This window comes from Microbacterium azadirachtae (genome assembly GCF_000956545.1).
Taxonomy (GTDB): domain Bacteria; phylum Actinomycetota; class Actinomycetes; order Actinomycetales; family Microbacteriaceae; genus Microbacterium; species Microbacterium azadirachtae.
The window spans coordinates 108,185-133,606 of the sequence record NZ_JYIT01000085.1; the positions used below are offsets into that span (position 1 = coordinate 108,185).

Here is a 25,422-nt window from a genome sequence, read left to right on the forward strand (position 1 = left end):
ACGGGGCCGGATCCTGATTATGCACGGGCCGTCTCCAGGCCGGGCGAGCGTCGCCCCGGTAGGATCGACAGGTCCACACAGGAGGAGAAGCATGCGGATCACGGGACTCGGACACGCCGGAATGTTCATCGAGACGACCGGCGGGAACATCATCTGCGACCCCGTGCTCGGCCCGTCCTTCTTCGGATCCTGGTTCCCGTTCCCCGACAACCGCGGGCTCGACTGGGAGCGCTTCGGCCGCGAGGCGGACTTCCTCTACGTCTCGCACCGGCACCGCGACCACTTCGATCCGCGCCTGCTCGACCGCTACATCCGCAAGGACATCGAGGTGCTCCTGCCGGAGTATCCGACCGACGACCTCGAGCAGGACCTCCGCGCCCTCGGCTACGACAACATCACCTACGCACCCGCCGGCGAGGTCATCGAGCGCGGCGAGCTGAAGATCATGATCACGCCGCTGCGCGCGCCCAGCGACGGTCCGATCGGCGACTCGTCGCTCAGCGTCGACGACGGCACCGGATCCGTCCTGAACCAGAACGACTCGCACCCGCTCGACCTCGAGAAGCTCCTCACGTTCGGCCGTCCGGACGCGTACTTCACGCAGGTCTCCGGCGCGATCTGGTGGCCGATGGTCTACGACCTCCCGCTGGATGCCAAGCAGAACTTCGCGCGCCTCAAGCGCGAAGCGCAGAACAAGCGCGCGATGTACTACATCGAGAAGGTCGACGCGCCGCACGTGTTCCCGATGGCCGGCCCGCCGATGTTCCTCCGCGACGACCTGTTCGACTTCAACGGCACCGGTCGCAACGGCGAGTCGATCTTCACGGACCAGAAGCAGTTCCTCGCGCACATGGACGAACTGGCCCCGCAGTACGACGGGCACCTGTTCGTGCCGGGCACGGTCGTGACCCTCGAGAACCGGGCGCTCGCCTCCGTCGAGCAGACGCTCTACTCCGAGGAGGAGCTGCGGCACATCTTCGACGAGAAGTGGGACTACCTCGAGGAGCAGCGGGCGAGCCGTCAGGAGGAGCTCCGCGACGAGGAGTCCCGCCGCGCCCCGATCCTGCCCCCGGACGAGATGCTCGCGGCGATCAAGGCGTGGTGGGAGCCGCTGCTGAAGAAGTCGCGCACGATCCGGCTCGGCGTCGGCGGCAATGTGCGCTTCCGCATCGGCGAGCTCGACATGGTGGTCGACTTCCCCAAGGCGAAGGTGCGCGAGTACGCGGGGGAGGAGTGCATCTACTGGTACACGATCCCGGCCGACCTCGTCTCCACGAACATCGCCGACCATGAGATCGACTGGTCGAACTCGATCTTCCTGTCGATGCAGTTCTCGGTGGGGCGCAGCGGCAAGTTCAACGAGTTCCTCACGACCTTCCTGAAGTGCCTCTCGGTCGATCGCATCGAGTACGTCGAGAACTGGTACCAGGAGCAGACCGATCAGACCGAGGACGCCGAGATCGGCGACTGGGTCGTGCAGCGCCGCTGCCCGCACCTGCGCGCCGACCTGACCCGCACCGGGTCCGTGGACGAGGACGGCGTGCTCACCTGCAGCATGCACGACTGGAAGTGGGACCTGAAGACCGGCCGCTGTCTGTCGACGAGCGGGCACCCGATCCGCGCCTCGCGGATCATCGAGACGGGTCGCGCCGCGCGCGAGGCCCTGCAGTCCGCGGGCTGACCTCCGCCCAAGGGCATGGCCGCCGTCGTCGGCGGGTGAGCGGCTCCGGTAGACTGGAGCCGCAGATCAGAAGCAACCTTTAACACCGTCCCGTGAGGCGGAGAAGGGAGCCGGTGGATGAGCGCACGCATCGTGCTGCAGGAAGCCGACATCAGGCGCGCCTTGACGCGCATCGCCCATGAGATCCTCGAGTCCAATCGAGGCGCCGAGGACCTCGTCCTCCTGGGCATCCCGACCCGCGGGGTCCCGCTCGCCGAGCGCCTCGCACTGCTCATCACCGAGATCGCGCAGACCGCGGTGCCCGTCGGGGCTCTCGACGTCACGCTGTTCCGCGACGATCTCGCCAAGCACCCGACGCGGTCGCCGCATCGCACCGACATCCCGGCGGGCGGCATCGACGGCAAGACGGTCGTCCTCGTCGACGACGTGCTGTTCTCCGGCCGCAGCATCCGCTCCGCCCTCGACGCGCTGCAGTCCATCGGCCGGCCGTCCGTGGTGCGCCTCGCGATCCTGGTCGACCGCGGGCACCGCGAGCTGCCGATCCGCCCCGACTTCGTGGGCAAGAACATCCCGTCCTCCCGCGCCGAGCGCGTGAACGTGCGCCTGCGCGAGGACGACGGCGAGGAGTTCGTCTCGATCGAGGGGGGCGAGGAATGAGACACCTGCTCGACACCCGCACGCTCTCCCGCGCGGACGCGCTGCGGATCCTCGACATCGCCGAGGACATGGCGGACACCCAGTCCCGTGAGGTCAAGAAGCTCCCGACCCTGCGCGGCAAGACCGTCGTGAACCTGTTCTTCGAGGACTCCACCCGCACGCGCATCTCTTTCGAGGCAGCCGCGAAGCGGCTCTCCGCCGACGTGATCAACTTCGCGGCGAAGGGCTCGAGCGTCTCCAAGGGCGAGAGCCTGAAGGACACGGCGCAGACCCTGGAGGCGATCGGCGCCGACGCCGTCGTCGTGCGCCATCCGGCGTCGGGGGCCCCGCGCACGCTGGCCACGAGCGGATGGATCTCCGCGGGCGTCGTGAACGCCGGCGACGGCACGCACGAGCACCCCACCCAGGCCCTGCTCGACGCCTACACGATCCGCAAGCGCCGGTTCGGCGCCGACAGCCGCGGACGCGACCTCGCCGGGGTGCGCGTCGTCATCGTCGGCGACGTGCTGCACTCCCGCGTGGCGCGCTCGAACGTGTGGCTGCTCTCGGCGCTCGGCGCCGCCGTCACCCTGGTCACGCCGCCGACGCTCATCCCGCAGGACGTCACGGCCTGGCCCGCCCGGGTGCTGTACGACCTCGATGCGGCGCTGGCGGAGGAGCCGGACGCGGTGATGATGCTGCGCATCCAGCTCGAGCGCATGCACGCGGCGTTCTTCCCCTCCGAGCGCGAGTACGCGCGTCGCTGGGGCCTCGACGCCGCGCGGCTGCGCCGCCTTCCCGACGATACGATCGTCATGCACCCCGGTCCGATGAACCGGGGACTGGAGATCTCCTCCGACGCCGCCGACTCCGCGCGCTCGACCGTGCTCGAGCAGGTCGCGAACGGCGTCTCGGTGCGGATGGCTGCGCTCTACCTGCTGCTGGCCGGAGCCCCTTCCGCGGGCTCGGGGACCGAGGACGACGAGATGAATCGAGGAGAACGATGACCGAGAGCCTGCTGTTCCGGGGCGCGAGCGTTCTCGGAGCCGAGTCCGCCGACATCCTGGTGAAGGACGGCGTGATCGCCGAGCTCGGCTCCGGCCTCTCGGCGGCCGGTGCGCGCGTGATCGACGCCGACGGACTGGTCGCCCTGCCGGGGCTCGTCGACCTGCACACGCACCTCCGCGAGCCGGGCTATGAGGCCAGCGAGACCGTGCTCTCGGGCACCCGCGCCGCCGCCGCCGGCGGCTTCACGGCCGTCTTCGCGATGCCGAACACCTCTCCGGTCGCCGACTCGGCCGGCGTGGTGGAGCAGGAGCTCGCGCTCGGAGAGGCGGCGGGCTACGCCACCGTGCAGCCCATCGGCGCCGTGACCGTCGGGCAGAAGGGCGAGCGCCTCGCCGAGCTCGGCGCGATGGCGTCCTCTCGCGCTCAGGTGCGCGTGTTCAGCGACGACGGCTTCTGCGTCTGGGATCCGCTGATCATGCGCCGCGCGCTCGAGTACGTGAAGGCGTTCGACGGCGTCATCGCGCAGCACGCGCAGGATCCGCGGCTGACCGAGGGGGCCCAGCTCAACGAGGGCGCCGTGTCGGCCGAGCTCGGTCTCGCCGGCTGGCCCGCGGTGGCCGAGGAGTCGATCATCGCGCGCGACATCCTGCTCGCCGAGCACGTCGGATCCCGCCTGCACGTCTGCCATCTGTCCACCGCCGGATCCGTCGATCTGATCCGCTGGGCGAAGAAGCGGGGCGTGGCCGTGACCGCCGAGGTCACCCCGCATCACCTCCTGCTGACCGACGAGCTCGCTCGCGGCTACGACGCGCGGTTCAAGGTCAACCCGCCGCTGCGGACGCAGGAGGACGTCCTCGCCGTGCGTGAAGGACTCGCCGACGGCACGATCGACATCGTCGCGACCGACCACGCCCCGCACCCGAGCGAAGCCAAGGCGTGCGAGTGGCAGGCGGCCGCGAACGGCATGGTCGGGCTGGAGTCCGCCCTGCGCGTGGTGCACCAGGCCATGGTCCAGACCGGGCTGCTGGGCTGGGAGGACGTCGCACGCGTCATGAGCGCCGCGCCCGCGCGGATCGGCTCGCTGACCGGCCATGGCACGCCGATCGCCGCCGGGCAGCCGGCCGAGTTCACGCTCTACGACGCCGCCGCCCAGGGCGTCTTCGCCGAGGCGGATCTGCACGGCCAGAGCACGAACTCGCCGTATCTCGGACGGGATCTGCCCGGCAAGGTCCTCTGGACCGTGCATCGCGGCTACCTGACGCTCGAGGACGGCGTGCTCGCGACCCTCGGAGCGCACTCGTGAGCCAGCAGATCGCCGGCGCCGTGGTGCTCGGCGTCGCGGTGCTGCTCATCCTCGCCGGCGTCTGGGCCTGGCGCGCGCGGCTGCGACGCGACTCCGGGCTCACGGCTCCGCTCGGCGTCCCCGAGCACGCCGAGGTGCGCGCACGCTACGAGACGCTGTACGTCGCGACGACGAAGCACGATCACTCGCTCGAGCGCCTCGCCGTCCGTCCGCTCGTGTACCGGGCGCGGGGCGAGCTCACGATCACCGATCGCGGCGCGGCCCTCAGCCTCGACGGCTCGCCGACCGTGTTCCTCGCCTCCTCGCGTCTGCTCGGCGTCGATCGGGCCACGGTCACGATCGACCGCGCCGTCGAGCCGGGCGGTCTCATCCGCCTCGTCTGGCGCACCGACGACGGAACGCTCGTCGACAGCTACCTCCGCATCACCGGCGACCTGGGCAGCACCGATGCCGCAGGCGCCGCGCTCACCGACCTCCAGCGCCTGTGCGCTGCCTCCGAGACAGGAGAAACCGCATGACCACCCCCATCGCATCGTCCGGGCACGCCGCGGACGCCGCCGTGCTCGTCCTCGAGGACGGCACCCGCCACGTCGGGCGCGCGTACGGCGCCCGCGGCACCACCCTGGGCGAGGTCGTCTTCGCCACGGGCATGTCCGGCTACCAGGAGACCCTGACGGACCCCTCCTACGCAGGACAGATCGTGCTGCAGACCGCGCCGCACATCGGCAACACGGGCATGAACGACGAGGACCCCGAGTCCCGCCGCATCTGGGTCGCCGGCTACATCGTTCGAGACCCCTCGCGGGTCGTGTCGAACTGGCGGGCGAACAGCTCGCTGGACGACACCCTGGTCCGCGACGGCATCGTCGGCATCAGCGGCATCGACACCCGCGCCGTCACCCGGCACATCCGCTCGGCGGGATCCATGCGCGGCGGCATCTTCTCCGGCGCGGACGCGGCCCTGGATGCGGACGAGCAGCTGCGCCGCGTCACGGAGGCGCCCGAGATGGCCGGGCAGAACCTGTCCGCGCAGGTGTCCGTCTCCGTCGCCGAGGTCACCCCGGCAACGGGGGAGCGCATCGGCAACCTCGCCGTGCTCGACCTCGGCGTCAAGCAGTCCACGCTCGACAACCTCGCCGCGCGCGGGTTCGACGTCCACGTGCTGCCGCAGTCGTCCACCTTCGCCGACATCGCCGCGATCGAGCCCGTGGCCGTGTTCTATTCGAACGGGCCCGGAGATCCGTCCGCATCCGACGCGCAGGTCGCGGTGCTCCGCGAGGTCCTCGATGCGGGTCTGCCGTACTTCGGGATCTGCTTCGGCAACCAGCTGTTCGGCCGCGCCCTCGGCCTCGGCACCTACAAGCTCACGTTCGGCCACCGCGGCATCAACCAGCCGGTGCTCGACAAGGCCACGGGGCGCGTCGAGATCACGGCGCACAACCACGGCTTCGCCGTCGAGGCGCCCATCGAGGGCTCCTTCGACAGCCCGCACGGCTACGGCAAGGTCGAGGTCAGCCACGTCGGCCTCAACGACCAGGTGGTCGAGGGGCTTCGCGCCCTCGACATCCCGGCCTTCTCGGTGCAGTACCACCCCGAGGCCGCCGCCGGCCCGCACGACGCCAACTACCTCTTCGACCGTTTCCGCGACGTCGTCGTCGCCCACCTCGCAAAGAAGGACAGCAAGTAATGCCCAAGCGCGACGACATCCACTCCGTCCTCGTCATCGGATCCGGCCCGATCGTGATCGGTCAGGCCTGCGAGTTCGACTACTCCGGCACCCAGGCGTGCCGCGTGCTGCGCGAGGAGGGCGTCCGCGTCATCCTCGTGAACTCGAACCCCGCCACGATCATGACCGACCCCGACTTCGCGGACGCCACCTACATCGAGCCGATCACTCCCGAGGTCATCGAGACGATCATCGCCAAGGAGAAGCCGGACGCGATCCTGCCGACCCTGGGCGGCCAGACCGCTCTCAACGCCGCGATGGCCCTGCACGAGCGGGGGATCCTGGAGAAGTACGGCGTCGAGCTGATCGGCGCGAAGGTCGACGCGATCCAGAAGGGCGAAGACCGCCAGATCTTCAAGCAGCTCGTCCTCGACGCGGGGGCCGACGTCGCCGCCTCCGTCATCTGCCACACGATGGACGAGCTGCTCGCCGGCGCCGAGAAGCTCGGCTACCCGCTGGTCGTCCGCCCCTCGTTCACGATGGGCGGACTCGGATCCGGCTTCGCGTTCGACGAGGCGGACCTGCGCCGCATCGGCGGAGCAGGCCTGCACGACTCGCCGACCACCGAGGTGCTCCTGGAGGAGTCGATCCTCGGCTGGAAGGAGTACGAGCTCGAGCTCATGCGCGACACGGCGGACAACACCGTCGTGGTCTGCTCGATCGAGAACGTCGACCCGGTCGGCGTGCACACCGGCGACTCCATCACGGTCGCCCCGGCGCTCACGCTCACCGACCGCGAGTACCAGAACCTCCGCGACATCGGCATCGACATCATCCGCGCCGTGGGCGTGGACACGGGCGGCTGCAACATCCAGTTCGCGGTCAACCCGGAGAACGGGCGCGTCATCGTCATCGAGATGAACCCGCGGGTGTCGCGCTCCTCGGCCCTGGCGTCGAAGGCGACGGGCTTCCCGATCGCCAAGCTCGCCGCCAAGCTCGCCCTCGGATACCGCCTCGACGAGATCCCGAACGACATCACCGGCGTCACCCCGGCCAGTTTCGAGCCGACGCTGGACTACGTGGTCGTGAAGGCCCCGCGGTTCGCGTTCGAGAAGTTCCCCGCCGCCGACGCCACGCTCACCACGACCATGAAGTCGGTGGGCGAGGCCATGGCGATCGGCCGCAACTACACGACCGCGCTGCAGAAGGCTCTGCGCTCGCTCGAGAAGCGCGGATCCTCGTTCCACTGGGGCGACGAGCCCCGCTCGGTCGAGGAGCTCCTCGAGATCTCGAAGACGCCGACGGACGGCCGCATCGTCGTCCTGCAGCAGGCGCTGCGCAAGGGCGCCACCGTCGAGCAGGCCTTCGAGGCGACCGCGATCGACCCGTGGTTCATCGACCAGATCGTGCTCATCAACGAGGTCGCGGAGCAGATCCGCACCGCGACCGAGCTCGACGCCGACGTCCTGCGCCTCGGCAAGGACCACGGCTTCTCGGACGTGCAGTTCGCGCAGCTGCGCGGGCTCACCGAGGCCGAGGTCCGCGGTGTGCGGCACGGGCTCGGCGTCCGCCCGGTGTACAAGACGGTGGACACCTGCGCCGGCGAGTTCCCGGCGCTCACGCCGTACCACTACTCCAGCTACGACAGCGAGACGGAGGTCACGCCCTCCGACCGCACCAAGGTCGTCATCATCGGATCCGGCCCGAACCGCATCGGTCAGGGCGTCGAGTTCGACTACTCGTGCGTGCACGCGTCGTTCGCGCTCTCCGACGCCGGGTTCGAGACCGTCATGGTCAACTGCAACCCGGAGACCGTGTCGACCGACTACGACACGTCGGACCGGCTGTACTTCGAGCCCCTCACGCTCGAGGACGTGCTCGAGGTGCTGCACGCCGAGGCGCAGTCCGGCCAGATCCTCGGCGTGGTCTGCCAGCTGGGCGGCCAGACGCCGCTGGGCCTGGCGAAGGGCATCGAGGCCGCGGGCTACACCGTGCTCGGCACCAGCCCCGAGGCGATCGACCTCGCCGAGGAGCGCGAGCTGTTCTCGCGACTGCTCGACGACGCCGGTCTGGTCGCACCCCGCAACGGCACCGCGATCGACGTCGAGGGCGCTGTCGCGGTGGCGGAGGAGATCGGCTACCCGGTGCTCGTGCGCCCGAGCTTCGTGCTCGGCGGCCGCGGCATGGAGATCGTGTACGACACCCCGGCGCTGCGCGACTACTTCGTGCGAACGGCAGGGGAGGTCGTGATCGAGGAGGGCAAGCCCCTGCTCGTGGACCGCTTCCTCGACGACGCGATCGAGATCGACGTCGACGCGCTGTACGACGGCGTCGAGCTGTACATCGGCGGCGTCATGGAGCACCTCGAGGAGGCCGGCATCCACTCCGGCGACTCGAGCTGCACCCTGCCGCCGGTCTCGCTCGGCCGCACCGACATCGACCGGGTGCGCGAGGCGACCCTCGCGATCGCCGAGGGCGTGGGCGTGCGGGGCCTGCTGAACGTGCAGTTCGCGATCAGCGCGGGCGTGCTCTACGTCATCGAGGCGAACCCGCGCGCGAGCCGCACGGTGCCGTTCGTGTCCAAGGCGCTCGGGATCCCCCTCGCCAAGGCCGCGAGCCGCATCCTGTCCGGCTCCACGATCGCGCAGCTCAAGGACGAGGGGCTCCTCCCCGCGAACGACGGCTCGCGCGTGCCGCTGGGCTCCCCGGTCTCGGTGAAGGAGGCGGTCCTGCCGTTCAAGCGGTTCCGCACCGCCGACGGCCGCATCGTCGACTCGGTGCTCGGCCCGGAGATGCGCTCGACCGGTGAGGTGATGGGGATCGACAGGGACTTCCCGACCGCGTTCGCCAAGAGCCAGGCCGCGGCCTACGGCGGCACGCCTACGTCCGGCACGGTGTTCATCTCGGTCGCCGATGCGGACAAGCGCGCCGTGATCCTGCCCGCGCACCGTCTGCACCAGCTCGGGTTCACCATCGTCGCCACCGCGGGCACGGCCGAGATCCTGTCCCGCAACGGCATCGCGGTGACCGTGGTGGAGAAGTACAGCGAGACCCAGGGCTCGGGGGAGACGAACATCGTCGACCTCATCGACCAGGGCGCGATCGACATCATCGTGAACACGCCCTCGGGCGGTGCCGCGCGTGCGGACGGCTACGAGATCCGCGCCGCGGCGGTCGCGGCCGACAAGGCGCTGTTCACGACGATCGCCACCCTCGGTGCCGCGGTGAGCGGCATGGACGCGGCCGACAAGGGCTTCGACGTGCGGAGCCTCCAGGAGTACGCCCTCGACCGGCTGGCCCGGGCGTGAACTTCGGCTTCGGCTCCCGGCTGCGCGGGACGCTCGACGCACACGGTCCGCTGTGCGTCGGGATCGATCCGCATGCGGCGCTCCTGGATTCCTGGGGGCTGCCGCAGAGCGCCGAAGGCGTGCGCGCCTTCGGCCTCGCGGTGGTCGACGCCGCGGCAGGCAGGGTCGCGGCGGTCAAGCCCCAGGTGGCCTTCTTCGAGAGATTCGGCTCTGCCGGGTTCGCCGCGCTGGAGGACGTCCTCGCGGCGGCCCGCTCCGCCGAGCTGCTGACGATCGCGGACGCCAAGCGCGGAGACATCGGCACCACGATGGCCGGGTACGCTCAGGCCTGGCTGGAGCCGGGGTCGCCGCTGGAGGCGGACGCGCTGACCATCAGCCCCTATCTCGGGGGCGGATCCCTGGCCGAGGCGATCACGCAGGCGCTGCCGGCCGGCAAGGGCGTGTTCGTCCTGGCCGCGACCAGCAACCCCGATGGAGCCTCGGTGCAGCAGGCGCGCACCGGCACGCCGGGGGAGACCGTGGCCCTGCGCGTCACGCGCGACGTCACCGCCCTCGACCCGTCGAGCACGGCGCTCCGCGCCCTGGACCCGTCGGTCGCGCCCCTCGGATCGGTGGGGCTGGTCGTCGGTGCGACGATCGATCGCTCCGCGTTCGCGCTCGACGACGACACCCTGCGCACGATGCCCCTGCTCGCCCCGGGATTCGGTGCGCAGGGGGCGACGCCTGAGGATCTGCGCGCGAGATTCGGTACGCTGGCAGGTAACGTCCTGGCTTCCGAAAGCCGGAGCATCCTGTCCGCAGGTCCGGACCGGATCGCAGCGACGATCGAAGAGCGCGCCGCGCGATACCAGGAGGTCATGGGTGGCTGAACCGGCAGGGCGCGTGGTGCCCGAGGTCGATCGCGTCGCCGCCGCTCGTCGAGCGGTCGAGCGCCGCCGGGCACGGGCATCGCTGAAACGGGATCTCACCATGCGCGTGATCGCGCCGCAGGACGTGCTGGCCGCCGCGGCGGCGGATCCGCATTCCACCGCCGGATCCCTGCGCGTGCCGGACTTCCTGACCGCGCTGCCCGCGATCGGCGCGGGCAAGCGGGACCGGATCCTGGCCGACCTGCAGATCTCCCCGGTCAAGCGGCTCGGCGGCCTCGGCACCCGACAGCAGCAGGCGCTGCGGGCCTGGGTGGACACGCGCTTCCCGCTGCCTTCGCCGCGGGAGGGGCGCAGCCGCCTGCTCGTGCTGGCCGGGCCGACCGCCGTGGGCAAGGGCACCGTCGCCGCCCACATCCGCGAGAACCATCCCGAGATCCACCTCTCCGTCTCTGCGACCACGCGCGCGCCGCGCCCCGGAGAGCAGGACGGGGTCCACTACTTCTTCGTCGACGACGCCGAGTTCGACCGCATGATCGCCGAGGGCGAACTGCTCGAGTACGCGACGGTGCACAACAAGTTCCGCTACGGCACGCCGCGCAAGCCGATCGAGGCGGCGCTGGCCGAGGGCAAGACGGTGCTGCTCGAGATCGACCTGCAGGGCGCACGCCAGGTGCGGGCCGCGGACCCGTCCGCGAATCTCGTCTTCCTGCTGCCCCCGTCCTGGGACGAGCTCGTGCAGCGTCTCGTCGGCCGCGGCACCGAGGACGCCGAGGAGCGGGCACGCCGGCTGCGCACTGCGAAGGTCGAACTGGCCTCGCAGAGCGAGTTCGATCACCGGGTCGTGAACGAGGACGTCGCCACGGCCGCCCGCGAGGTCGTAGAATTGACGGCAGACTCCGCGCGCTGACAGTCCTTGGGCTCGTCGAAGGACCAGCGCGCCCGCATTCTTCTCCGCGACGCACCGTCGCCAGACACAGGAGGTCCACCATGGCCGGAAACAACCAGGGCATCATCGACCCGCCCATCGACAACCTTCTCGAGCGCGTCGAGTCGAAGTACGAGCTCGTGATCTACGCGGCCAAGCGCGCGCGCCAGATCAACGACTACTACTCCGACCTGCACGAGGGCAACCTGTTCGACAACGTGGGTCCGCTGGTCGACTCCTCGGTCGAGGACAAGCCCCTGACCATCGCGCTGCACGAGATCAACGAGGACAAGCTCCGCATCCGCCACGCGGAGTGAGCTGACTCCGTCGGTTTCAGACAGGGAGCCGCCGTCATCCGGTCCGAGGATGTCGGCGGCTCCGTCCATACTGGGATCGGGCGGTCCAGTCCGCACCCGGACACGATCCCGCCCCGCCACCCGCCCCGCACACCTAGGGAGCACCGATGAGCGCGCTGCGTCTGTTCACCTCCGAGTCCGTCACCGAAGGACACCCGGACAAGATCTGCGACCAGATCTCCGATTCGATCCTCGACGGGCTGCTCACGGTGGACACCGGTGCGCGGGTCGCGGTCGAGACGCTGGTGACGACCGGCCTCGTGCACGTCGCCGGGGAGATCCGCACCTCGGGCTACGTCGACATCCCCACCATCGTCCGCGAAGTGGTGAACGGGATCGGCTACACCTCCAGCGACACGGGATTCGACGGCTCGTCCTGCGGCGTGAGCGTCTCGGTGGGGGAGCAGTCCGCCGACATCGCGAGCGGCGTCGACCAGGCGCAGGAGCACCGCGAGGGCGGATCCCGCGACCCGCGCGACCTGCTCGGCGCCGGCGACCAGGGCATCATGTTCGGTTTCGCGACGACCGAGACGCCTCAGCTCATGCCGATGGCTGCCTGGACCGCGCACCGGCTCGCGGAGAGGCTCACCCAGGTGCGTCGCGACGGCACGCTCCCGTTCCTGCGTCCCGACGGCAAGACGCAGGTCACCCTGGGGTACGACGGCTTCACGCCGAAGACCGTCGATGCGATCGTGCTGTCCACGCAGCACAACCCCGACATCTCCCAGGAGGAGCTGCGTGCGCTCGTGCGCGAGCACGTCATCGCCCCGGTGCTGGAGACGACGGGGCTCGACCTCGACGGCGTCAAGGACTACATCAACCCCGCGGGACCGTTCGTGACGGGCGGCCCGAAGGGCGACGCCGGCCTCACCGGCCGGAAGATCATCATCGACACCTACGGCGGCGCGGCGCGCCACGGCGGCGGTGCCTTCAGCGGCAAGGATCCCTCGAAGGTCGACCGCTCGGGCGCGTACGCGATGCGGTGGGTGGCCAAGAACGCGGTCGCCGCGGGACTCGCGGAGCGTCTCGAGGTGCAGGTCGCCTACGCGATCGGCGTCGCGCAGCCCGTGGGCCTGTACGTGGAGACGTTCGGCACGGGCGCCGTCGACGACGAGACCATCACCCGGGCCATCCGCGAGGTGTTCGACCTGCGGCCGCAGGCGATCATCGAGGAGCTCGATCTGCTGCGCCCGATCTACGCGGCCACCGCCGCCTACGGGCACTTCGGACGCGAGCTGCCGGAGTTCACCTGGGAGCAGACGACCCGCGCGGAGGACCTGCGCCGGGCCGCCGGCCTCTGAACCCGCTCGCGGAACGGCAGGACCCGCTCGTGCCCCGGCCGATCGCTCGCGTGCTGCTCGACTCGCCGGTCCCGCAGCTGGATCGACTCTTCGACTACGCGATCCCCGAGGAGCTGACCGGCGACGCCCTTCCCGGCGTGCGCGTCCGCGTGCCGCTGCGTTCGGCGGGGCGCGTCGTGGACGCCTTCGTCGTCGAGATCGCGGTCGAGGAGGACGACGCCCGCACCCTTGCGGAGCTCGACGCCGTCGTCTCCCGCGCACAGGTGCTTCCGGAACGCCTGCACGCCCTCGCCCGACGGGTGGCCGATCGGGCCGCGGGCGGCGCGTCCGACGTGCTGCGGCTGATCGTCCCCAAGCGCCAGGTGAGGGTCGAGAAGGCCTGGCTCGCGGCAGGCGCGGAGAACCCCGAGGGCGCGCGGTCTCGGGCGGAGGACGGGGCGCAGCCCGCGTCGGCCGCGGAGGATTCCACAGCTGCGTCTCAGGTCGCGGCGACGCTCGCCCAGTACGCGGGCCTGACGGAGGTGATCGCCGAGAAGGGGCGCGCAGCCGTCGAGGCCGTCCCGCGACTCGCCCCCGACGACCTTCCGGAGTGGACCCGGCTGCTTGCCGCCGCGGCGGCGCACACGCTCGAGGCAGGGGAGTCCTCGATCCTCGTCGTGCCGGACTACCGGGATCTCGACCTGCTGATCTCCGCCCTGCAGGCGCTGGCTCCGGACGCGCCGATCGCCCGCCTGGACTCCCGCCAGAGCGGTCCCGACCGCTACCGCGCCTATCTGCGCACCCTCGAGGATGCCCCGTGCATCGTGATCGGCAACCGCTCCGCCGCCTACGCCCCGGTGCGGGCGGGACTCGTCGCGCTGTGGGACGACGGCGACAGCCTCCTCGCGGAGCCGCTCGCGCCGGGCGTGCACGCCCGCGATGTCGCCCTCCTCCGTCAGGAGCAGGAGGGTTCCGCCCTCCTCTTCGCCGGCCACACCCGGACGACCGACGTCGAAAGGCTCGTGGAGAGCGGCTGGTGCGGGGCGATCGCCGCGGAGCGCCGGCTGCTCCCGCGCGTCGTGCTCGATTCGACCGAGGATCTCGATCGGCGCGGACAGCGGCTCCCCTCCCGCGCATTCCTCACGGCACGGGAGGCCGCGGCCACCGGTCCGGTGCTGCTGCAGGTGGCGCGGCCGGGATTCTCCCCGACGCTCGTGTGCGCGTCGTGCCGCGCACCCGCCCGGTGCCGGTCCTGCGGCGGACCGCTCGGTGCCGCCCATCGCGGTGCGACTCCCGTCTGCGCCTGGTGCGGGCGGGGGGCCCGAGCGTGGTCGTGCAGCGCCTGCGGGAGTGAGAAGGTGCGCTTGGCGGCCTCGGGCAGCGAGCGGACGGCGGAGGAGCTGGGCCGTGCGTTCCCGGGCATCCGGGTGATCGTCGCGGACGGCGCGCACCCGGTGGAGCGGGTGGATGCGAAGCCCGCGCTCGTGGTCGCCACGCGCGGGGCCGAGCCCCTGGCGATCGGGGGCTACCGCGCCGTGGTGCTGCTCGACGGATCCCGGATGCTGCAGGCGCCGGAGCTGCGGATCGGCGAGTCGTGCCTGCGCTGGTGGTCCAACGCCGCGGCGCTGGCCGCGCCGGGCGCGCCCGTGCACCTCGTCGGCGTCGACGGCGCCGTCGCCCGCGCCCTGGCCACCTGGTCGCACGCCTCCTATGCGCGCAGCGAGCTCGCCGAGCGCGCGCCGCTGCGGATGCCGCCGACGGTGCGCGTGGCGCAGCTGGAGGGCACCGGAGCGGGTGTCCGACGCGCCCTCGATGACCTGGCCGCGCTGCACCTGCCGCCGGATGCCGTGCTCGGCCCCGTGCCGATCGACGGCGACCCCGATGAGCGCGAGCGCGCGCTCGTGCGCTTCCCGTACGCCGAGGGCACCCGCGTCGCCTCGACCCTTCGCGCCGCGGTGGTCGCCGAGGCCATGGGCCGCCGGCGGGGCCGCGGCCGCACGGTACGGACTACGCTCTCGGTGAGGCTCGACGTCATCGAACCCGACCTCTGACCGGCCGCTCGTCACGAGCGTCCGCCGCCCCCTTCCGAAGGACCTTTCATGCGCCTCGTCTTCGCCGGCACGCCGGCGGCCGCCGTGCCCACCCTCCGCCTCCTCGCCGCCCAGCACGAGATCGTGGCGGTGGTGACTCGCCCGGACGCTCCGCTCGGGCGCAAGCGGATCCTGACCCCGTCGCCCGTCGCGCAGGAGGCGGAAGCCCTGGGGATCCCGACCATCAAGGCCGCGCGCCTGGACGATGAGGCGACGGCGCGCATCGCGGCGCTCCGTCCGGAGCTCGGCGTCATCGTGGCCTACGGCGGCCTCGTTCGCGAGCCGCTGCTCAGCACGCCCGTGCACGGCTGGATCAACCTGCACTTCTCGCTGCTCCCGGCCTGGCGCGGCGCCGCGCCGGTGCAGCGCGCACTCATCGCAGGCGACGCGGAGCTGGGCGCGACCGTGTTCCAGCTCGTGCCGGAACTCGATGCGGGCGACGTGCACGCGGAGCGGGTCTTCTCCGTGCCCGACGATGCGACCGCCGACGCCGTGCTCGCGTCCCTCGCGGTCGACGGAGCCGGCCTCACGGCGGAGGCGGTGGCCGCGATCGCCGACGGCAGCGCCCGTCCGAGGCCTCAGCGCGGAGAGGTCACGCACGCCGCGAAGCTCGGGCTCGCGGACGGGCTGCTCTCGTGGCACGAGCCGGCCGAGGCCGTGTTCGCCCGCTACCGGGGCGTCACCAGCGAGCCCGGTGCGCACACGACCATCGACGGCGCGCCGCTGAAAGTGCGCGAACTGGCGCGGACGCAGGACGCGGATCCACTCCCGCCCGGCGAGCTCCGCGGGGTGAAGGGCGGCGTGCTCGTCGGCACCGGGAGCGCCCCTCTGCTGCTCGTGCAGGTGCAGCCGGCGGGCAAGGCGGCCATGGCCGCCGCCGACTGGTTCCGCGGGCTGCGCGTCCCCGACGGCGAGACGGTGCGGCTGGGCGAGGACGCCGGGCGGGGTGAGGCGTGATGGGCGGTCAGGACCAGAGGAACCGCGACGACCGTCGGGCGCCGCAGGGCAGGACCGAGCGGGGCACCGGACGCGGGACGACCTCACGCCGCGGCGCCGGTCCGCAGGCGCGGAGCCGGACGGTGCAACCGGCGCGGCGGGTCGCCTACGACGTGATCCGCGCCGTGAGCGCCTCCGATGCGTACGCGAACCTCCTGCTGCCCGGCGCGATCCGCGACGCGGGCCTGTCCGGTCCGGATGCGGCCCTCGCGACGGAGCTCGCCTACGGCACGCTGCGCCAGCTCGGCACCTACGACGCGATCATCGCGCGGGCGGCGGGACGCGATGTCGCGAGCATCGACCCGCCGGTGCTCGACGCGCTGCGCCTGGGAGTGCATCAGCTGCTCGGCACGCGCGTCGCGCCGCACGCCGCGGTGAACGAGACGGTGAACCTCGTGGCGGGGCACGCCGGGCGCGGCGCCTCGGGCTTCGCGAACGCCGTGCTCCGCACCGTGGCGGCCCGCACCCACGAGGAATGGCTCGACGCCGTGACGGAGGCGGCGCGGTCCGACGACGAGCGCCTCGGTCTGCGCTTCGCGCACCCCGTGTGGATCATCCGCGCACTCCGGCGCGCGCTGGCGGCGGAGGGGCGGGAGGACGAGCTCGAAGCGCTCCTCGCGTCCGACAACGCAGCCCCGGAGGTCACCCTCGTGGCGCTGCCCGGGCTCGCCGAGCCCCGGGAACCTCGTCGTCCTTACGCCCCGACCGCCTTCGGCTCCGAGGGCGGCGACCCCGGCGCGGTCGTCGCGGCGGCGAAGGGACGCGTGCGCGTGCAGGACGAGGGATCCCAGCTCGTGGCTCTCGCCCTCGTCGGCGCCCGGCCGATCGCACCGGGGGAGCGCTGGCTCGACCTGTGCGCAGGGCCGGGCGGCAAGACGGCACTGCTTGCGGCCGAGGCGTTGCGCGGTGGCGCGACGCTCGACGCGAACGAGGTCGTCCCGGCCCGTGCGGGGCTGGTCCGCAAAGCGGTCGCCCCCGTGCCTCTCCCGGTCGACGTCGCCGAGGAGGACGGTCGCGAGCTCGCCGCGGAGCGTCCTGGGGCCTACGACCGGATCCTCCTCGACGCGCCGTGCACGGGCCTGGGGGCGCTACGGCGCCGGCCCGAGGCGCGCTGGCGGAAGACCTCGGCCGACGTGCCGGAGCTGGCGGCGCTCCAGGAGGAGCTGCTCGCCGCAGCTCTCGGCGCGCTGAAGCCGGGCGGCGTGCTGGCATACGTGACATGCTCGCCCCATCTCGCCGAGACGGCCGCCGTCGTGCAGACCGTGCTCCGTGATCGCGACGACGTGCGGGAGCTGGATGCCCGCGAGGTGCTGCGCGCGGTGTCCCGGAACGAGATCGACCTGCCCGCGCCGACGAGCGGATCCGGGCACGCGCAGCTGTGGCCGCATCGGCACGGCACCGACGCGATGTTCCTGTCGCTCCTGCGCAAGGACGGGTGATCGAGGCGGCACCGACCGCGCCGCGCGCGTACGCGGCACGGCCGCACCGACCGGGATAATGGGCGCATGCCCGCACCTCTCGCCGACCTCCCCGCCGCTCCCCGCATCAACCCGTCGATCCTCGCCGCCGACTTCGTGAACATGCAGGCCGAGCTCGCGCGGATCGCGACGGCCGACTTCGCGCACGTCGATGTGATGGACAACCACTTCGTCCCCAACCTCACGTTCGGGCCGCAGATGGTGGAGCGCATCCAGGCCACGAGCCCGATCCCGCTCGACGTGCACCTCATGATCACGGATCCCGAGCGCTGGGCGCCCGGCTATGCGGAGCTCGGTGCGGCGAGCGTCACCTTCCACCTGGAGGCGACCACGGATCCGGTCGGTCTCGCGCGCACGCTCCGCGGCATCGGCGCGCGCGCAGGGGTCGCCATCAAGCCGGGCACGGCGGGGGAGCCGCTCTACGACATCCTCGACGAGTTCGACCAGATCCTGGTCATGACCGTCGAGCCGGGCTTCGGCGGCCAGGGCTTCATGCCGGAGACCATGCCGAAGCTGCGGGCTCTGGCGGACGAGGCCAAGCGGCGCGGCTCGGATGTGTGGCTGCAGGTGGACGGGGGCATCTCGGACGCCACGATCGGGCAGGCCGCCGCGGCCGGAGCCGACACGTTCGTCGCCGGATCCGCCGTCTACGGCGCCCATGACATCGAAGCGGCCGTCACGCGGCTCCGGGGGCTCGCGCGAGCCGGTAGCCTGGGAGGGTGAAGACCTTCGACGAACTGTTCGCCGAGCTGAGCCGCAAAGCGGCCGAGCGCCCGGAGGGATCCGGGACGGTGCGCGAGCTCGACGCAGGCGTGCACACGATCGGCAAGAAGATCGTGGAGGAGGCGGCCGAGGTCTGGATGGCCGCCGAGTACGAGAGCGACGAGGCCGCGGCCGAGGAGATCTCCCAGCTGCTGTACCACCTGCAGGTGCTCATGCTGGCCAAGGGCCTGACGCTGGAGAACGTCTACCGACATCTGTGAAGCCGTCCCCCGACCGCTTCGAACGAAAGACCTTCCATGCTGCGCATTGCCGTCCCGAACAAGGGATCGCTGTCCGAGACCGCCGCCGAGATGCTCGCCGAAGCCGGATACGCCGGCCGCCGCGACACCAAGACCCTGCACGTGATCGACGCCGAGAACGACGTCGAGTTCTTCTTCCTCCGCCCGCGCGACATCGCCACGTACGTGGCCTCCGGCGCCCTCGACGTGGGCATCACCGGCCGTGATCTGCTGCGCGACGTGCGGCGCCCCGCGGCCCGCGAGATCGAGCAGCTGGGATTCGCCCGCTCGACGTTCCGCTTCGCCGCCCCTCCCGGACGCTTCCACGCGCTCGAGGATCTGAACGGCGTGCGCGTCGCGTCGGCCTATCCCGGGCTCGTCGACGACTACCTGCGCGAGCACGGGGTCGAGGCGGAGCTGGTGCCGCTCGACGGCGCCGTGGAGTCCGCGGTGCGCCTCGGCGTCGCCGACGCCATCGCTGACGTGGTGGAGACCGGGACGACGCTCCGCCAGGCGGGCCTGGAGATCTTCGGACCGGTGATCATCGAGTCCGAGGCCGTGCTGATCAGCCGCCCCGGCGACGCCGACGGCACGGAGACGCTGCTGCGGCGCCTGCGCGGCGTCATGGTGGCGCACCGCTTCGTGCTGCTGGACTACGACCTGCCCGCCGACCTCGTGGAGGAGGCGGCGGCGATCGCGCCCGGACGAGAGTCGCCGACCGTGTCCCCGCTGCGCGACCCGGCATGGGTCGCCGTGCGCGTGATGATCCCGCGCCGCGGCATGAACCAGGTGATGGACCAGCTCTACGCGCTCGGCGCCCGGGCGATCCTGGTCACCGCGATCCACGCCGCGAGGCTCTGATGTCGCTCACCGCCCGCGTCATCCCGTGCCTCGACGTCGCCGCCGGCCGCGTCGTCAAGGGCGTCAACTTCGAGAACCTCCGCGACATGGGCGACCCCGTCGAGCTGGCCCGCCACTATGCCGCACAGGGCGCCGACGAGATCACGTTCCTCGACGTCACCGCGACCGTCGACGAGCGGGCCACCACCTACGACGTCGTCCGACGCACCGCGGAGGAGGTCTTCGTGCCGCTCACGGTCGGCGGCGGCGTCCGCTCGGTCGATGACGTGGCGCGGCTGCAGGCCGTCGGCGCGGACAAGGTGGGCGTGAACTCGGCCGCGATCGCTCGGCCGGAGCTGATCGGCGAGATCGCCGACCGGTTCGGCGCCCAGGTGCTGGTGCTCTCGCTCGACGTCAAGCGCAGCGCGCGCACGGCCTCCGGCTTCGTGGTCACCACGCACGGAGGCCGCACCGAGACCGACCTCGACGCGCTGGAGTGGGCGCGGGAAGCCATCGAGCGGGGCGCGGGCGAGCTGCTCGTGAACTCGATCGACGCAGACGGCACCAAGGACGGCTTCGACCTCGAGCTCACCGGGCTGATGCGGGAGGTCTCGAGCGTGCCCGTGATCGCCTCGGGCGGCGCCGGCAAGGCGGAGGACTTCGCCCCCGCCATCGCCGCGGGTGCGGACGCGGTCCTCGCGGCGAGCGTGTTCCACTCCGGCCAGCTCACGGTGGGCGACGTCAAGGCCGCGCTGCGCGAAGCGGGGGTGCCGGTCCGATGAGCGAAGACCGACTCGAGGCCGACCTGGGCCTCGTCACCTACAACGACCAGGGCCTCGTGCCCGTGATCGTGCAGCAGTGGGACACCCTCGAGGTGCTCATGATGGCCTGGGCCGACGAGGAGGCCCTGCGCCGCACACTGACCACCGGACGCGCCACCTACTGGTCCCGGTCGCGCCGGGAGTACTGGCGCAAGGGCGACACCTCGGGTCACGTCCAGCACGTGCGCGGGGCACGCCTCGACTGCGACGGCGACACGGTGCTGCTCCTGGTCGATCAGATCGGGGTGGCGTGCCACACGGGCACCCGCACCTGCTTCGACGGACGGGATCTGGATCCCGTCGTCTCGTCCGACGCCGAGCCGGGGCAGTGATGCTCGCCCGCCGCGCGAAGTCGACGAGCCTGCTGCTGATCCTGCTCGCGGGCGGTCTCGGGGTCCTGTCGTCGACGCAGACCTGGCTCGTCGTGGACCGGGCCGACGGGGGAGAGGCTCTCGAGGTGGCGGGCAACGCCGCCGTCCCGGTGCTCGCGCCGCTGAGCCTCACCGCCCTCGCCGTGGTCGCCGCCCTCGCGCTCGTGGGCCCCGTGCTGCGCCGCGTGTTCGCCGCGATCGCGGTCATGGTCGGCGGGCTGCTGCTGGTGCTGACCCTGCGGATCCTGTGGCAGCATCCGCTCGACGCGGTCGCTCCCGCGCTCACGAAGGCCACCGGTCTCGCCGGCGACACCGCCCTGACGGCACTCGTCCACGGCATCGCGACGACCGTGTGGCCCTGGCTCGCGCTCGTCGCGTGGATTCTCCTGCTGCTCGGTGGCGCGCTGGCTCTCGTCACCGCAGGCCGCTGGCGCAGCGGCGGACGCCGCTACCGCACGGCGCCGACGCCGCATGAGGGCCCCGTGGACGCCGTGGAGAGCTGGGACGAGCTCAGCCGCGGCACCGACCCCACACGCTGACGAGCCGTGCCGACGGATGCCGGGCGGCGTCCGCTGTGCCGAGCGCGATCCCGATAGACTTTGACCAGAACACCCGACGCTCGGAGGAGAACATGAGCAACCCCATCGCAGATCCCGGCCACGGACACTCGCCTGCGGCTTGGACCGCCGTGGTGATCATGCTGCTCGGCTTCAGCGTGGGCACCACCGCCTTCTTCCTCGACATCCCGGTCGTGGTCTGGGTGGGCGTCGCACTGATCCTCATCGGCGCGATCGCGGGCTGGGTGCTCTCCAAGGCCGGCTACGGCGCGAAGGGCCCGAAGTACCAGCCGAAGGCGCACTAATGGTGCTCGCCGACCTCACGGCCGGCGCAGTCGAGGACGCCGCCCGTCGCGAGCGGGAGCGTCCGCTCGCGATCGTGGAGCGCGCCGCCCTCGATCGCGCCCCCGCCCTGGACGTGCGCGCCGCGCTGGCCCCCGCGGACCGGGTGAAGATCATCGCCGAGGTGAAGCGGGCGAGCCCGTCTCGCGGCGCTCTCGCCGAGATCCCGGATCCGGCCCTGCAGGCGTCCCTGTACCAGCAGGGCGGTGCATCCGCGATCAGCGTGCTCACCGAGGAGCGCCGCTTCGGCGGCAGCCTCGCCGACCTCGAAGCGGTCACGGCCGCCGTGGACATCCCGGTGCTCCGCAAGGACTTCATCGCCACGCCGTATCAGGTGTTCGAAGCGCGCGCCGCCGGAGCCTCCCTGGCTCTACTGATCGTCGCCGGGCTGGAGCGCGCGAACCTCGAGCGCCTGTACGCCCTCATCCTCGAGCTCGGGATGACGCCGCTCGTCGAGACGCACTCGGCGGAGGAGCTCGAGGTCGCCATCGATCTGGGCGCGCACCTCATCGGCGTGAACGCACGGGATCTGAAGACGCTCGAGCTCGACCGCGACCTGTTCGGCAGCCTCGTCGACCGGATCCCGTCGACGTCCGTCAAGATCGCCGAGTCCGCCGTGCTGACGCCCGCCGACGTCGTGCACTATCGGGCCGCCGGCGCCGATGCGGTGCTGATCGGCGAGGCCCTCGTCACCGGCGACCCCGTCGCCACCCTGCAGTCCTTCCTGGAGGCCGGATCATGACCCAGAGTCTGCGCGAACAGCCGGGGCCGTTCTTCGGCGACTTCGGCGGGCGGTTCATGCCCGAATCGCTCATCGCTGCGATCGACGAGCTCACCGTCGCCTACCACGAGGCGATCGCGGACCCGGCGTTCCAGGCCGAGCTCGCCGCCCTGCTGCACTCCTACGCGGGGCGTCCGTCGCCCATCACGGAGGTGCCGCGCTTCGCCGAGCACGCGGGCGGCGCACGGATCTTCCTCAAGCGCGAGGACCTCAACCACACCGGTTCGCATAAGATCAACAACGTGCTGGGTCAGGCGCTGCTCACCAAGCGGCTGGGCAAGACCCGTGTGATCGCCGAGACCGGCGCCGGTCAGCACGGCGTCGCCACGGCCACGGCCGCCGCCCTGTTCGGGCTGGACTGCACCATCTACATGGGCGAGGTCGACACCGAGCGCCAGGCGCTCAACGTCGCGCGGATGCGCCTGCTCGGCGCAGAGGTCGTGCCGGTCACCACCGGGTCGCGCACCCTCAAGGACGCGATCAACGACGCCTACCGCGACTGGGTGGCGACCGTCGAGACGACGAACTACATCTTCGGCACGGCAGCGGGTCCGCACCCGTTCCCGGCGATGGTGCGCGACTTCCAGAAGATCATCGGCGAGGAGGCCCGGCGTCAGCTGCTCGACGAGGCCGGACGCCTGCCGGACGCCGTGCTCGCGTGCGTGGGCGGCGGTTCCAACGCGATCGGCATGTTCGACGCCTTCCTCGACGACGCCGACGTGCGCCTCTACGGCGTGGAGGCGGCCGGCGACGGCGTCGACACGCCCAAGCACGCGGCCTCGATCGAACGCGGCCGCCCGGGTGTGCTGCACGGGGCGCGCACGTACGTGCTGCAGGACGAGGACGGCCAGACCATCGAGTCGCACTCGATCTCGGCCGGGCTCGACTACCCCGGCGTGGGTCCGGAGCACTCCTGGCTCGCCGCGATCGGTCGCGCCGAGTACATCCCGGCGACCGACGACGAGGCGATGCAGGCGCTGCGACTCCTGAGCCGCACCGAGGGCATCATCCCGGCGATCGAGTCGGCGCACGCCCTCGCCGGCGCCATCCGCATCGGGAAGGAGCTCGGCCCGGACGCGATCCTCGCCGTGTGCCTCTCCGGCCGCGGCGACAAGGACATGGACACGGCCGCGCGCTACTTCGGACTGTACGACGCCGCGGCCGCCGAGAACGGAGCCCCGGCATGAGCCGCGTCGAAGAGGCGATCCAGCGCGCGCACGAGGCCGGGCGCGGCGCCTTCATCGGCTACCTGCCGGTGGGGTATCCGGATCTGCAGACGAGCATCGATGCGGCGATCGCCCTGGCCCGCAACGGCGTCGACATCATCGAGCTGGGCCCGCCCTACAGCGACCCGGTGATGGACGGCGCGATCATCCAGGAGGCGACGCAGGCGGCTCTCGCCGGCGGCTTCCGGATGCGCGACCTGTTCACGGCCGTCGCGGCGATCACGGCAGCGGTGGACGCTCCCGTCGTGGTCATGACCTACTGGAACCCCGTGCTGCAGTACGGGGTCGACCGCTACGCCGACGACCTGCTCGCCGCGGGCGGCGCCGGGCTCATCACCCCCGACATCACGCCCGAGGCCGCGCCCGAGTGGATCGCGGCGAGCGAGCGCACCGGGCTCGACCGGATCTTCCTCGCGGCGCCGACCTCCACGGACGAACGGCTCGACCTGGTCGCGTCCCGCTCCACCGGCTTCGTGTACACGGTCTCGACGATGGGCATCACAGGGGAGCGCGCCGAGCTCGACCAGGCCGCGCGCACCCTCGTGAGCCGTCTGCGCGAGCACGGCGCCACTCGGGCGTGCGTCGGCATCGGCATCTCCACGGCCGACCAGATCGCCGGGGTGCTGGAGTACGCCGACGGTGCGATCGTGGGCACCGCCCTCGTCCGCGCCCTCCGTGACGGGGGAGTGGAGCGGTTGGCGGCGGTCACCCGCGAGCTCGCCACGGGCACGCCGCGCGCACGGTGATCGCGCTCTGACGCCGTAGACTCGTGACCATGCCCTTCGCGCTCCAGAACGCCCTGATCGGCGTGCACGCCAGCATCCCGAGCCCGCCGGTCAGCTACTTCACGCTGAACATCTTCGGCCTCACGCTGCAGATCCACTTCTACGCCCTGTGCATCATCGCCGGCATCATCGTGGCGACGCTGATGACCAACCACCGCCTCACGAAGCGCGGTGCGGAGCGCTGGGTCGTCGTCGACATCTGCATCATCGCGGTGCCTCTGGCGATCATCGGAGCGCGCATCTTCCACGTGCTCACGCACCCCGGCTTCTACTTCGGCCCGGGCAAGAACACCTGGAACCCCTTCGAGCCCGGCTCCGTGTGGGCCATCTGGGAGGGCGGCATCGCCATCTTCGGCGCCCTCATCGGCGGCGCCATCGGCGCCTGGCTCGGCTGCCGCTGGACCGGCGTGCGCTTCTCGGCGTTCGCGGACGCGCTGGCGCCCGGCCTCATCCTGGCGCAGGCCTTCGGACGCTTCGGCAACTGGTTCAACCACGAGCTGTTCGGGCTTCCCACGGACCTGCCCTGGGGTCTCGAGATCGAGTCCACCAACTCCGCCTTCCCGCCGGGGCTCGCCGAGGGCACCCTGTTCCACCCCACCTTCCTCTACGAGGTGATCTGGAACACGCTCGGCTGCCTGTTCCTGCTCTGGATCGGCAACAAGCTGCGCCTGCAGTGGGGCAAGCTGTTCGCCGTGTACCTCATCTGGTACGGCGCCGGCCGCGTGGTCTGGGAGTCGATCCGCATCGATCCGAGCGAGATCTACTTCGGGCTGCGCACCAACGTCTGGGCCGCGCTGTTCGGCGTCGTGCTCGGCATCGTGATCCTCTTCGTGCAGACCCGTCGCCACCCCGGCCTCGAGCCCTCGCCGTACCAGCCCGGTCGGGCCCCCCGCGACGCTGGGGTAGAATCGCAAAACCCCGATGATTTCGTCGACCTGAGCGAGCCTCAGACCGACGACGATCGCGCGGAGGCGGACGCCACGAGCGCCGCTTCCCGCCCCTGAGAACGGCGCCGACAGGAGCCTCGCTGCGGTGGACGCACGTCCGCCGGGAAACACGCACTGAACGAGCGGGCCGATGACGTCCCCGGGTTCATCCGAAT

25 protein-coding genes are annotated in these 25,422 nt (G+C 71.6%); all 25 read left to right on the forward strand.

The genetic code is table 11. The features are described from left to right. Positions 1-91 precede the first annotated feature (91 nt). The 25 genes from RL72_RS16615 (at position 92) to lgt (ending at position 25,324) form a co-directional block, all read left to right on the forward strand. On the forward strand, positions 92-1,681 hold the full coding sequence (locus RL72_RS16615) for a Rieske 2Fe-2S domain-containing protein (RefSeq protein WP_045251988.1): 1,590 nt from the start codon (positions 92-94) through the stop codon (positions 1,679-1,681). A 117-nt stretch (positions 1,682-1,798) separates the two neighbouring features. Beyond that, the gene (gene pyrR / locus RL72_RS16620) at positions 1,799-2,338 is read left to right on the forward strand and encodes a bifunctional pyr operon transcriptional regulator/uracil phosphoribosyltransferase PyrR (RefSeq protein WP_045251989.1); all 540 of its coding nucleotides are present in this window, start codon (positions 1,799-1,801) and stop codon (positions 2,336-2,338) included. Next, a complete protein-coding gene (locus RL72_RS16625) occupies positions 2,335-3,324 on the forward strand; it encodes an aspartate carbamoyltransferase catalytic subunit (RefSeq protein WP_045251990.1) in 990 nt (329 codons plus the stop codon). The genes pyrR and RL72_RS16625 overlap by 4 nt, the downstream gene beginning before the upstream one ends. Then, positions 3,321-4,628 carry a dihydroorotase gene (locus tag RL72_RS16630; RefSeq protein WP_045251991.1) on the forward strand — a complete coding sequence of 436 codons (1,308 nt, stop codon included), beginning with the start codon at positions 3,321-3,323 and terminating at the stop codon, positions 4,626-4,628. Before RL72_RS16625 ends, RL72_RS16630 begins: the two co-directional genes overlap by 4 nt. Next, a complete protein-coding gene (locus tag RL72_RS16635; RefSeq protein ID WP_045251992.1) occupies positions 4,625-5,146 on the forward strand; it encodes a PH-like domain-containing protein in 522 nt (173 codons plus the stop codon). Before RL72_RS16630 ends, RL72_RS16635 begins: the two co-directional genes overlap by 4 nt. Further along, positions 5,143-6,315 (forward strand): glutamine-hydrolyzing carbamoyl-phosphate synthase small subunit, encoded by a 1,173-nt coding sequence (carA, locus tag RL72_RS16640; protein WP_045251993.1) that lies wholly within the window; start codon positions 5,143-5,145, stop codon positions 6,313-6,315. Before RL72_RS16635 ends, carA begins: the two co-directional genes overlap by 4 nt. Beyond that, the gene (carB, locus tag RL72_RS16645; protein ID WP_045251994.1) at positions 6,315-9,602 is read left to right on the forward strand and encodes a carbamoyl-phosphate synthase large subunit; all 3,288 of its coding nucleotides are present in this window, start codon (positions 6,315-6,317) and stop codon (positions 9,600-9,602) included. The genes carA and carB overlap by 1 nt, the downstream gene beginning before the upstream one ends. Beyond that, positions 9,599-10,471 carry an orotidine-5'-phosphate decarboxylase gene (gene pyrF / locus RL72_RS16650; RefSeq protein ID WP_045251995.1) on the forward strand — a complete coding sequence of 291 codons (873 nt, stop codon included), beginning with the start codon at positions 9,599-9,601 and terminating at the stop codon, positions 10,469-10,471. Before carB ends, pyrF begins: the two co-directional genes overlap by 4 nt. Further along, entirely contained in the window at positions 10,464-11,378 is a 915-nt protein-coding gene (gmk, locus tag RL72_RS16655; RefSeq protein WP_045251996.1) for a guanylate kinase, read from the forward strand. The genes pyrF and gmk overlap by 8 nt, the downstream gene beginning before the upstream one ends. A gap of 80 nt (positions 11,379-11,458) precedes the next feature. Next, entirely contained in the window at positions 11,459-11,713 is a 255-nt protein-coding gene (rpoZ, locus tag RL72_RS16660; protein WP_045251997.1) for a DNA-directed RNA polymerase subunit omega, read from the forward strand. Between the two features lie 146 nt (positions 11,714-11,859). Continuing rightward, on the forward strand, positions 11,860-13,053 hold the full coding sequence (metK, locus tag RL72_RS16665) for a methionine adenosyltransferase (protein ID WP_045251998.1): 1,194 nt from the start codon (positions 11,860-11,862) through the stop codon (positions 13,051-13,053). Between the two features lie 29 nt (positions 13,054-13,082). Beyond that, complete coding sequence (locus RL72_RS16670) at positions 13,083-15,083, forward strand: primosomal protein N' family DNA-binding protein (protein WP_045251999.1); 2,001 nt, start codon at positions 13,083-13,085, stop codon at positions 15,081-15,083. A 48-nt stretch (positions 15,084-15,131) separates the two neighbouring features. Then, on the forward strand, positions 15,132-16,079 hold the full coding sequence (gene fmt / locus RL72_RS16675; RefSeq protein WP_045252000.1) for a methionyl-tRNA formyltransferase: 948 nt from the start codon (positions 15,132-15,134) through the stop codon (positions 16,077-16,079). Further along, complete coding sequence (locus RL72_RS16680; protein ID WP_082072468.1) at positions 16,079-17,557, forward strand: RsmB/NOP family class I SAM-dependent RNA methyltransferase; 1,479 nt, start codon at positions 16,079-16,081, stop codon at positions 17,555-17,557. Before fmt ends, RL72_RS16680 begins: the two co-directional genes overlap by 1 nt. A 66-nt stretch (positions 17,558-17,623) precedes the next feature. After that, complete coding sequence (rpe, locus tag RL72_RS16685) at positions 17,624-18,319, forward strand: ribulose-phosphate 3-epimerase (RefSeq protein WP_045252001.1); 696 nt, start codon at positions 17,624-17,626, stop codon at positions 18,317-18,319. Beyond that, positions 18,316-18,579 carry a phosphoribosyl-ATP diphosphatase gene (locus tag RL72_RS16690; RefSeq protein WP_045252002.1) on the forward strand — a complete coding sequence of 88 codons (264 nt, stop codon included), beginning with the start codon at positions 18,316-18,318 and terminating at the stop codon, positions 18,577-18,579. The genes rpe and RL72_RS16690 overlap by 4 nt, the downstream gene beginning before the upstream one ends. A gap of 36 nt (positions 18,580-18,615) precedes the next feature. Next, positions 18,616-19,458 carry an ATP phosphoribosyltransferase gene (gene hisG, locus RL72_RS16695; protein WP_045252003.1) on the forward strand — a complete coding sequence of 281 codons (843 nt, stop codon included), beginning with the start codon at positions 18,616-18,618 and terminating at the stop codon, positions 19,456-19,458. Continuing rightward, entirely contained in the window at positions 19,458-20,219 is a 762-nt protein-coding gene (hisF, locus tag RL72_RS16700) for an imidazole glycerol phosphate synthase subunit HisF (protein ID WP_045252004.1), read from the forward strand. The genes hisG and hisF overlap by 1 nt, the downstream gene beginning before the upstream one ends. Continuing rightward, positions 20,216-20,590, forward strand: coding sequence for a phosphoribosyl-AMP cyclohydrolase (hisI, locus tag RL72_RS16705; RefSeq protein WP_045252005.1), 375 nt, complete (start codon positions 20,216-20,218; stop codon positions 20,588-20,590). Before hisF ends, hisI begins: the two co-directional genes overlap by 4 nt. After that, on the forward strand, positions 20,590-21,168 hold the full coding sequence (locus tag RL72_RS16710) for a Trp biosynthesis-associated membrane protein (RefSeq protein ID WP_045252154.1): 579 nt from the start codon (positions 20,590-20,592) through the stop codon (positions 21,166-21,168). Before hisI ends, RL72_RS16710 begins: the two co-directional genes overlap by 1 nt. A 92-nt stretch (positions 21,169-21,260) precedes the next feature. Continuing rightward, on the forward strand, positions 21,261-21,491 hold the full coding sequence (locus tag RL72_RS16715; protein WP_045252006.1) for a DUF6704 family protein: 231 nt from the start codon (positions 21,261-21,263) through the stop codon (positions 21,489-21,491). 2 nt (positions 21,492-21,493) lie between these two features. After that, a complete protein-coding gene (gene trpC, locus RL72_RS16720; RefSeq protein ID WP_045252155.1) occupies positions 21,494-22,270 on the forward strand; it encodes an indole-3-glycerol phosphate synthase TrpC in 777 nt (258 codons plus the stop codon). After that, a complete protein-coding gene (gene trpB / locus RL72_RS16725; RefSeq protein ID WP_045252007.1) occupies positions 22,267-23,496 on the forward strand; it encodes a tryptophan synthase subunit beta in 1,230 nt (409 codons plus the stop codon). Before trpC ends, trpB begins: the two co-directional genes overlap by 4 nt. Beyond that, entirely contained in the window at positions 23,493-24,281 is a 789-nt protein-coding gene (gene trpA, locus RL72_RS16730; protein WP_045252008.1) for a tryptophan synthase subunit alpha, read from the forward strand. The genes trpB and trpA overlap by 4 nt, the downstream gene beginning before the upstream one ends. A 29-nt stretch (positions 24,282-24,310) precedes the next feature. Continuing rightward, complete coding sequence (gene lgt / locus RL72_RS16735) at positions 24,311-25,324, forward strand: prolipoprotein diacylglyceryl transferase (protein ID WP_045252009.1); 1,014 nt, start codon at positions 24,311-24,313, stop codon at positions 25,322-25,324. Positions 25,325-25,422 lie beyond the last annotated feature (98 nt).

Bases quoted from the DNA above. Each gene is read 5' to 3' on its own strand.
- fmt (WP_045252000.1), top strand. From the start codon at position 15,132: ATGCGCCTCGTCTTCGCCGGCACGCCGGCGGCCGCCGTGCCCACCCTC.
- RL72_RS16680 (WP_082072468.1), top strand. From the start codon at position 16,079: ATGGGCGGTCAGGACCAGAGGAACCGCGACGACCGTCGGGCGCCGCAG.
- lgt (WP_045252009.1), top strand. From the start codon at position 24,311: ATGCCCTTCGCGCTCCAGAACGCCCTGATCGGCGTGCACGCCAGCATC.
- RL72_RS16715 (WP_045252006.1), top strand. From the start codon at position 21,261: ATGAGCAACCCCATCGCAGATCCCGGCCACGGACACTCGCCTGCGGCT.
- metK (WP_045251998.1), top strand. From the start codon at position 11,860: ATGAGCGCGCTGCGTCTGTTCACCTCCGAGTCCGTCACCGAAGGACAC.
- carA (WP_045251993.1), top strand. From the start codon at position 5,143: ATGACCACCCCCATCGCATCGTCCGGGCACGCCGCGGACGCCGCCGTG.
- hisG (WP_045252003.1), top strand. From the start codon at position 18,616: ATGCTGCGCATTGCCGTCCCGAACAAGGGATCGCTGTCCGAGACCGCC.
- RL72_RS16630 (WP_045251991.1), top strand. From the start codon at position 3,321: ATGACCGAGAGCCTGCTGTTCCGGGGCGCGAGCGTTCTCGGAGCCGAG.
- rpoZ (WP_045251997.1), top strand. From the start codon at position 11,459: ATGGCCGGAAACAACCAGGGCATCATCGACCCGCCCATCGACAACCTT.
- hisF (WP_045252004.1), top strand. From the start codon at position 19,458: ATGTCGCTCACCGCCCGCGTCATCCCGTGCCTCGACGTCGCCGCCGGC.
- trpA (WP_045252008.1), top strand. From the start codon at position 23,493: ATGAGCCGCGTCGAAGAGGCGATCCAGCGCGCGCACGAGGCCGGGCGC.
- carB (WP_045251994.1), top strand. From the start codon at position 6,315: ATGCCCAAGCGCGACGACATCCACTCCGTCCTCGTCATCGGATCCGGC.
- RL72_RS16710 (WP_045252154.1), top strand. From the start codon at position 20,590: ATGCTCGCCCGCCGCGCGAAGTCGACGAGCCTGCTGCTGATCCTGCTC.
- pyrR (WP_045251989.1), top strand. From the start codon at position 1,799: ATGAGCGCACGCATCGTGCTGCAGGAAGCCGACATCAGGCGCGCCTTG.
- RL72_RS16615 (WP_045251988.1), top strand. From the start codon at position 92: ATGCGGATCACGGGACTCGGACACGCCGGAATGTTCATCGAGACGACC.
- hisI (WP_045252005.1), top strand. From the start codon at position 20,216: ATGAGCGAAGACCGACTCGAGGCCGACCTGGGCCTCGTCACCTACAAC.
- trpB (WP_045252007.1), top strand. From the start codon at position 22,267: ATGACCCAGAGTCTGCGCGAACAGCCGGGGCCGTTCTTCGGCGACTTC.
- RL72_RS16625 (WP_045251990.1), top strand. From the start codon at position 2,335: ATGAGACACCTGCTCGACACCCGCACGCTCTCCCGCGCGGACGCGCTG.
- rpe (WP_045252001.1), top strand. From the start codon at position 17,624: ATGCCCGCACCTCTCGCCGACCTCCCCGCCGCTCCCCGCATCAACCCG.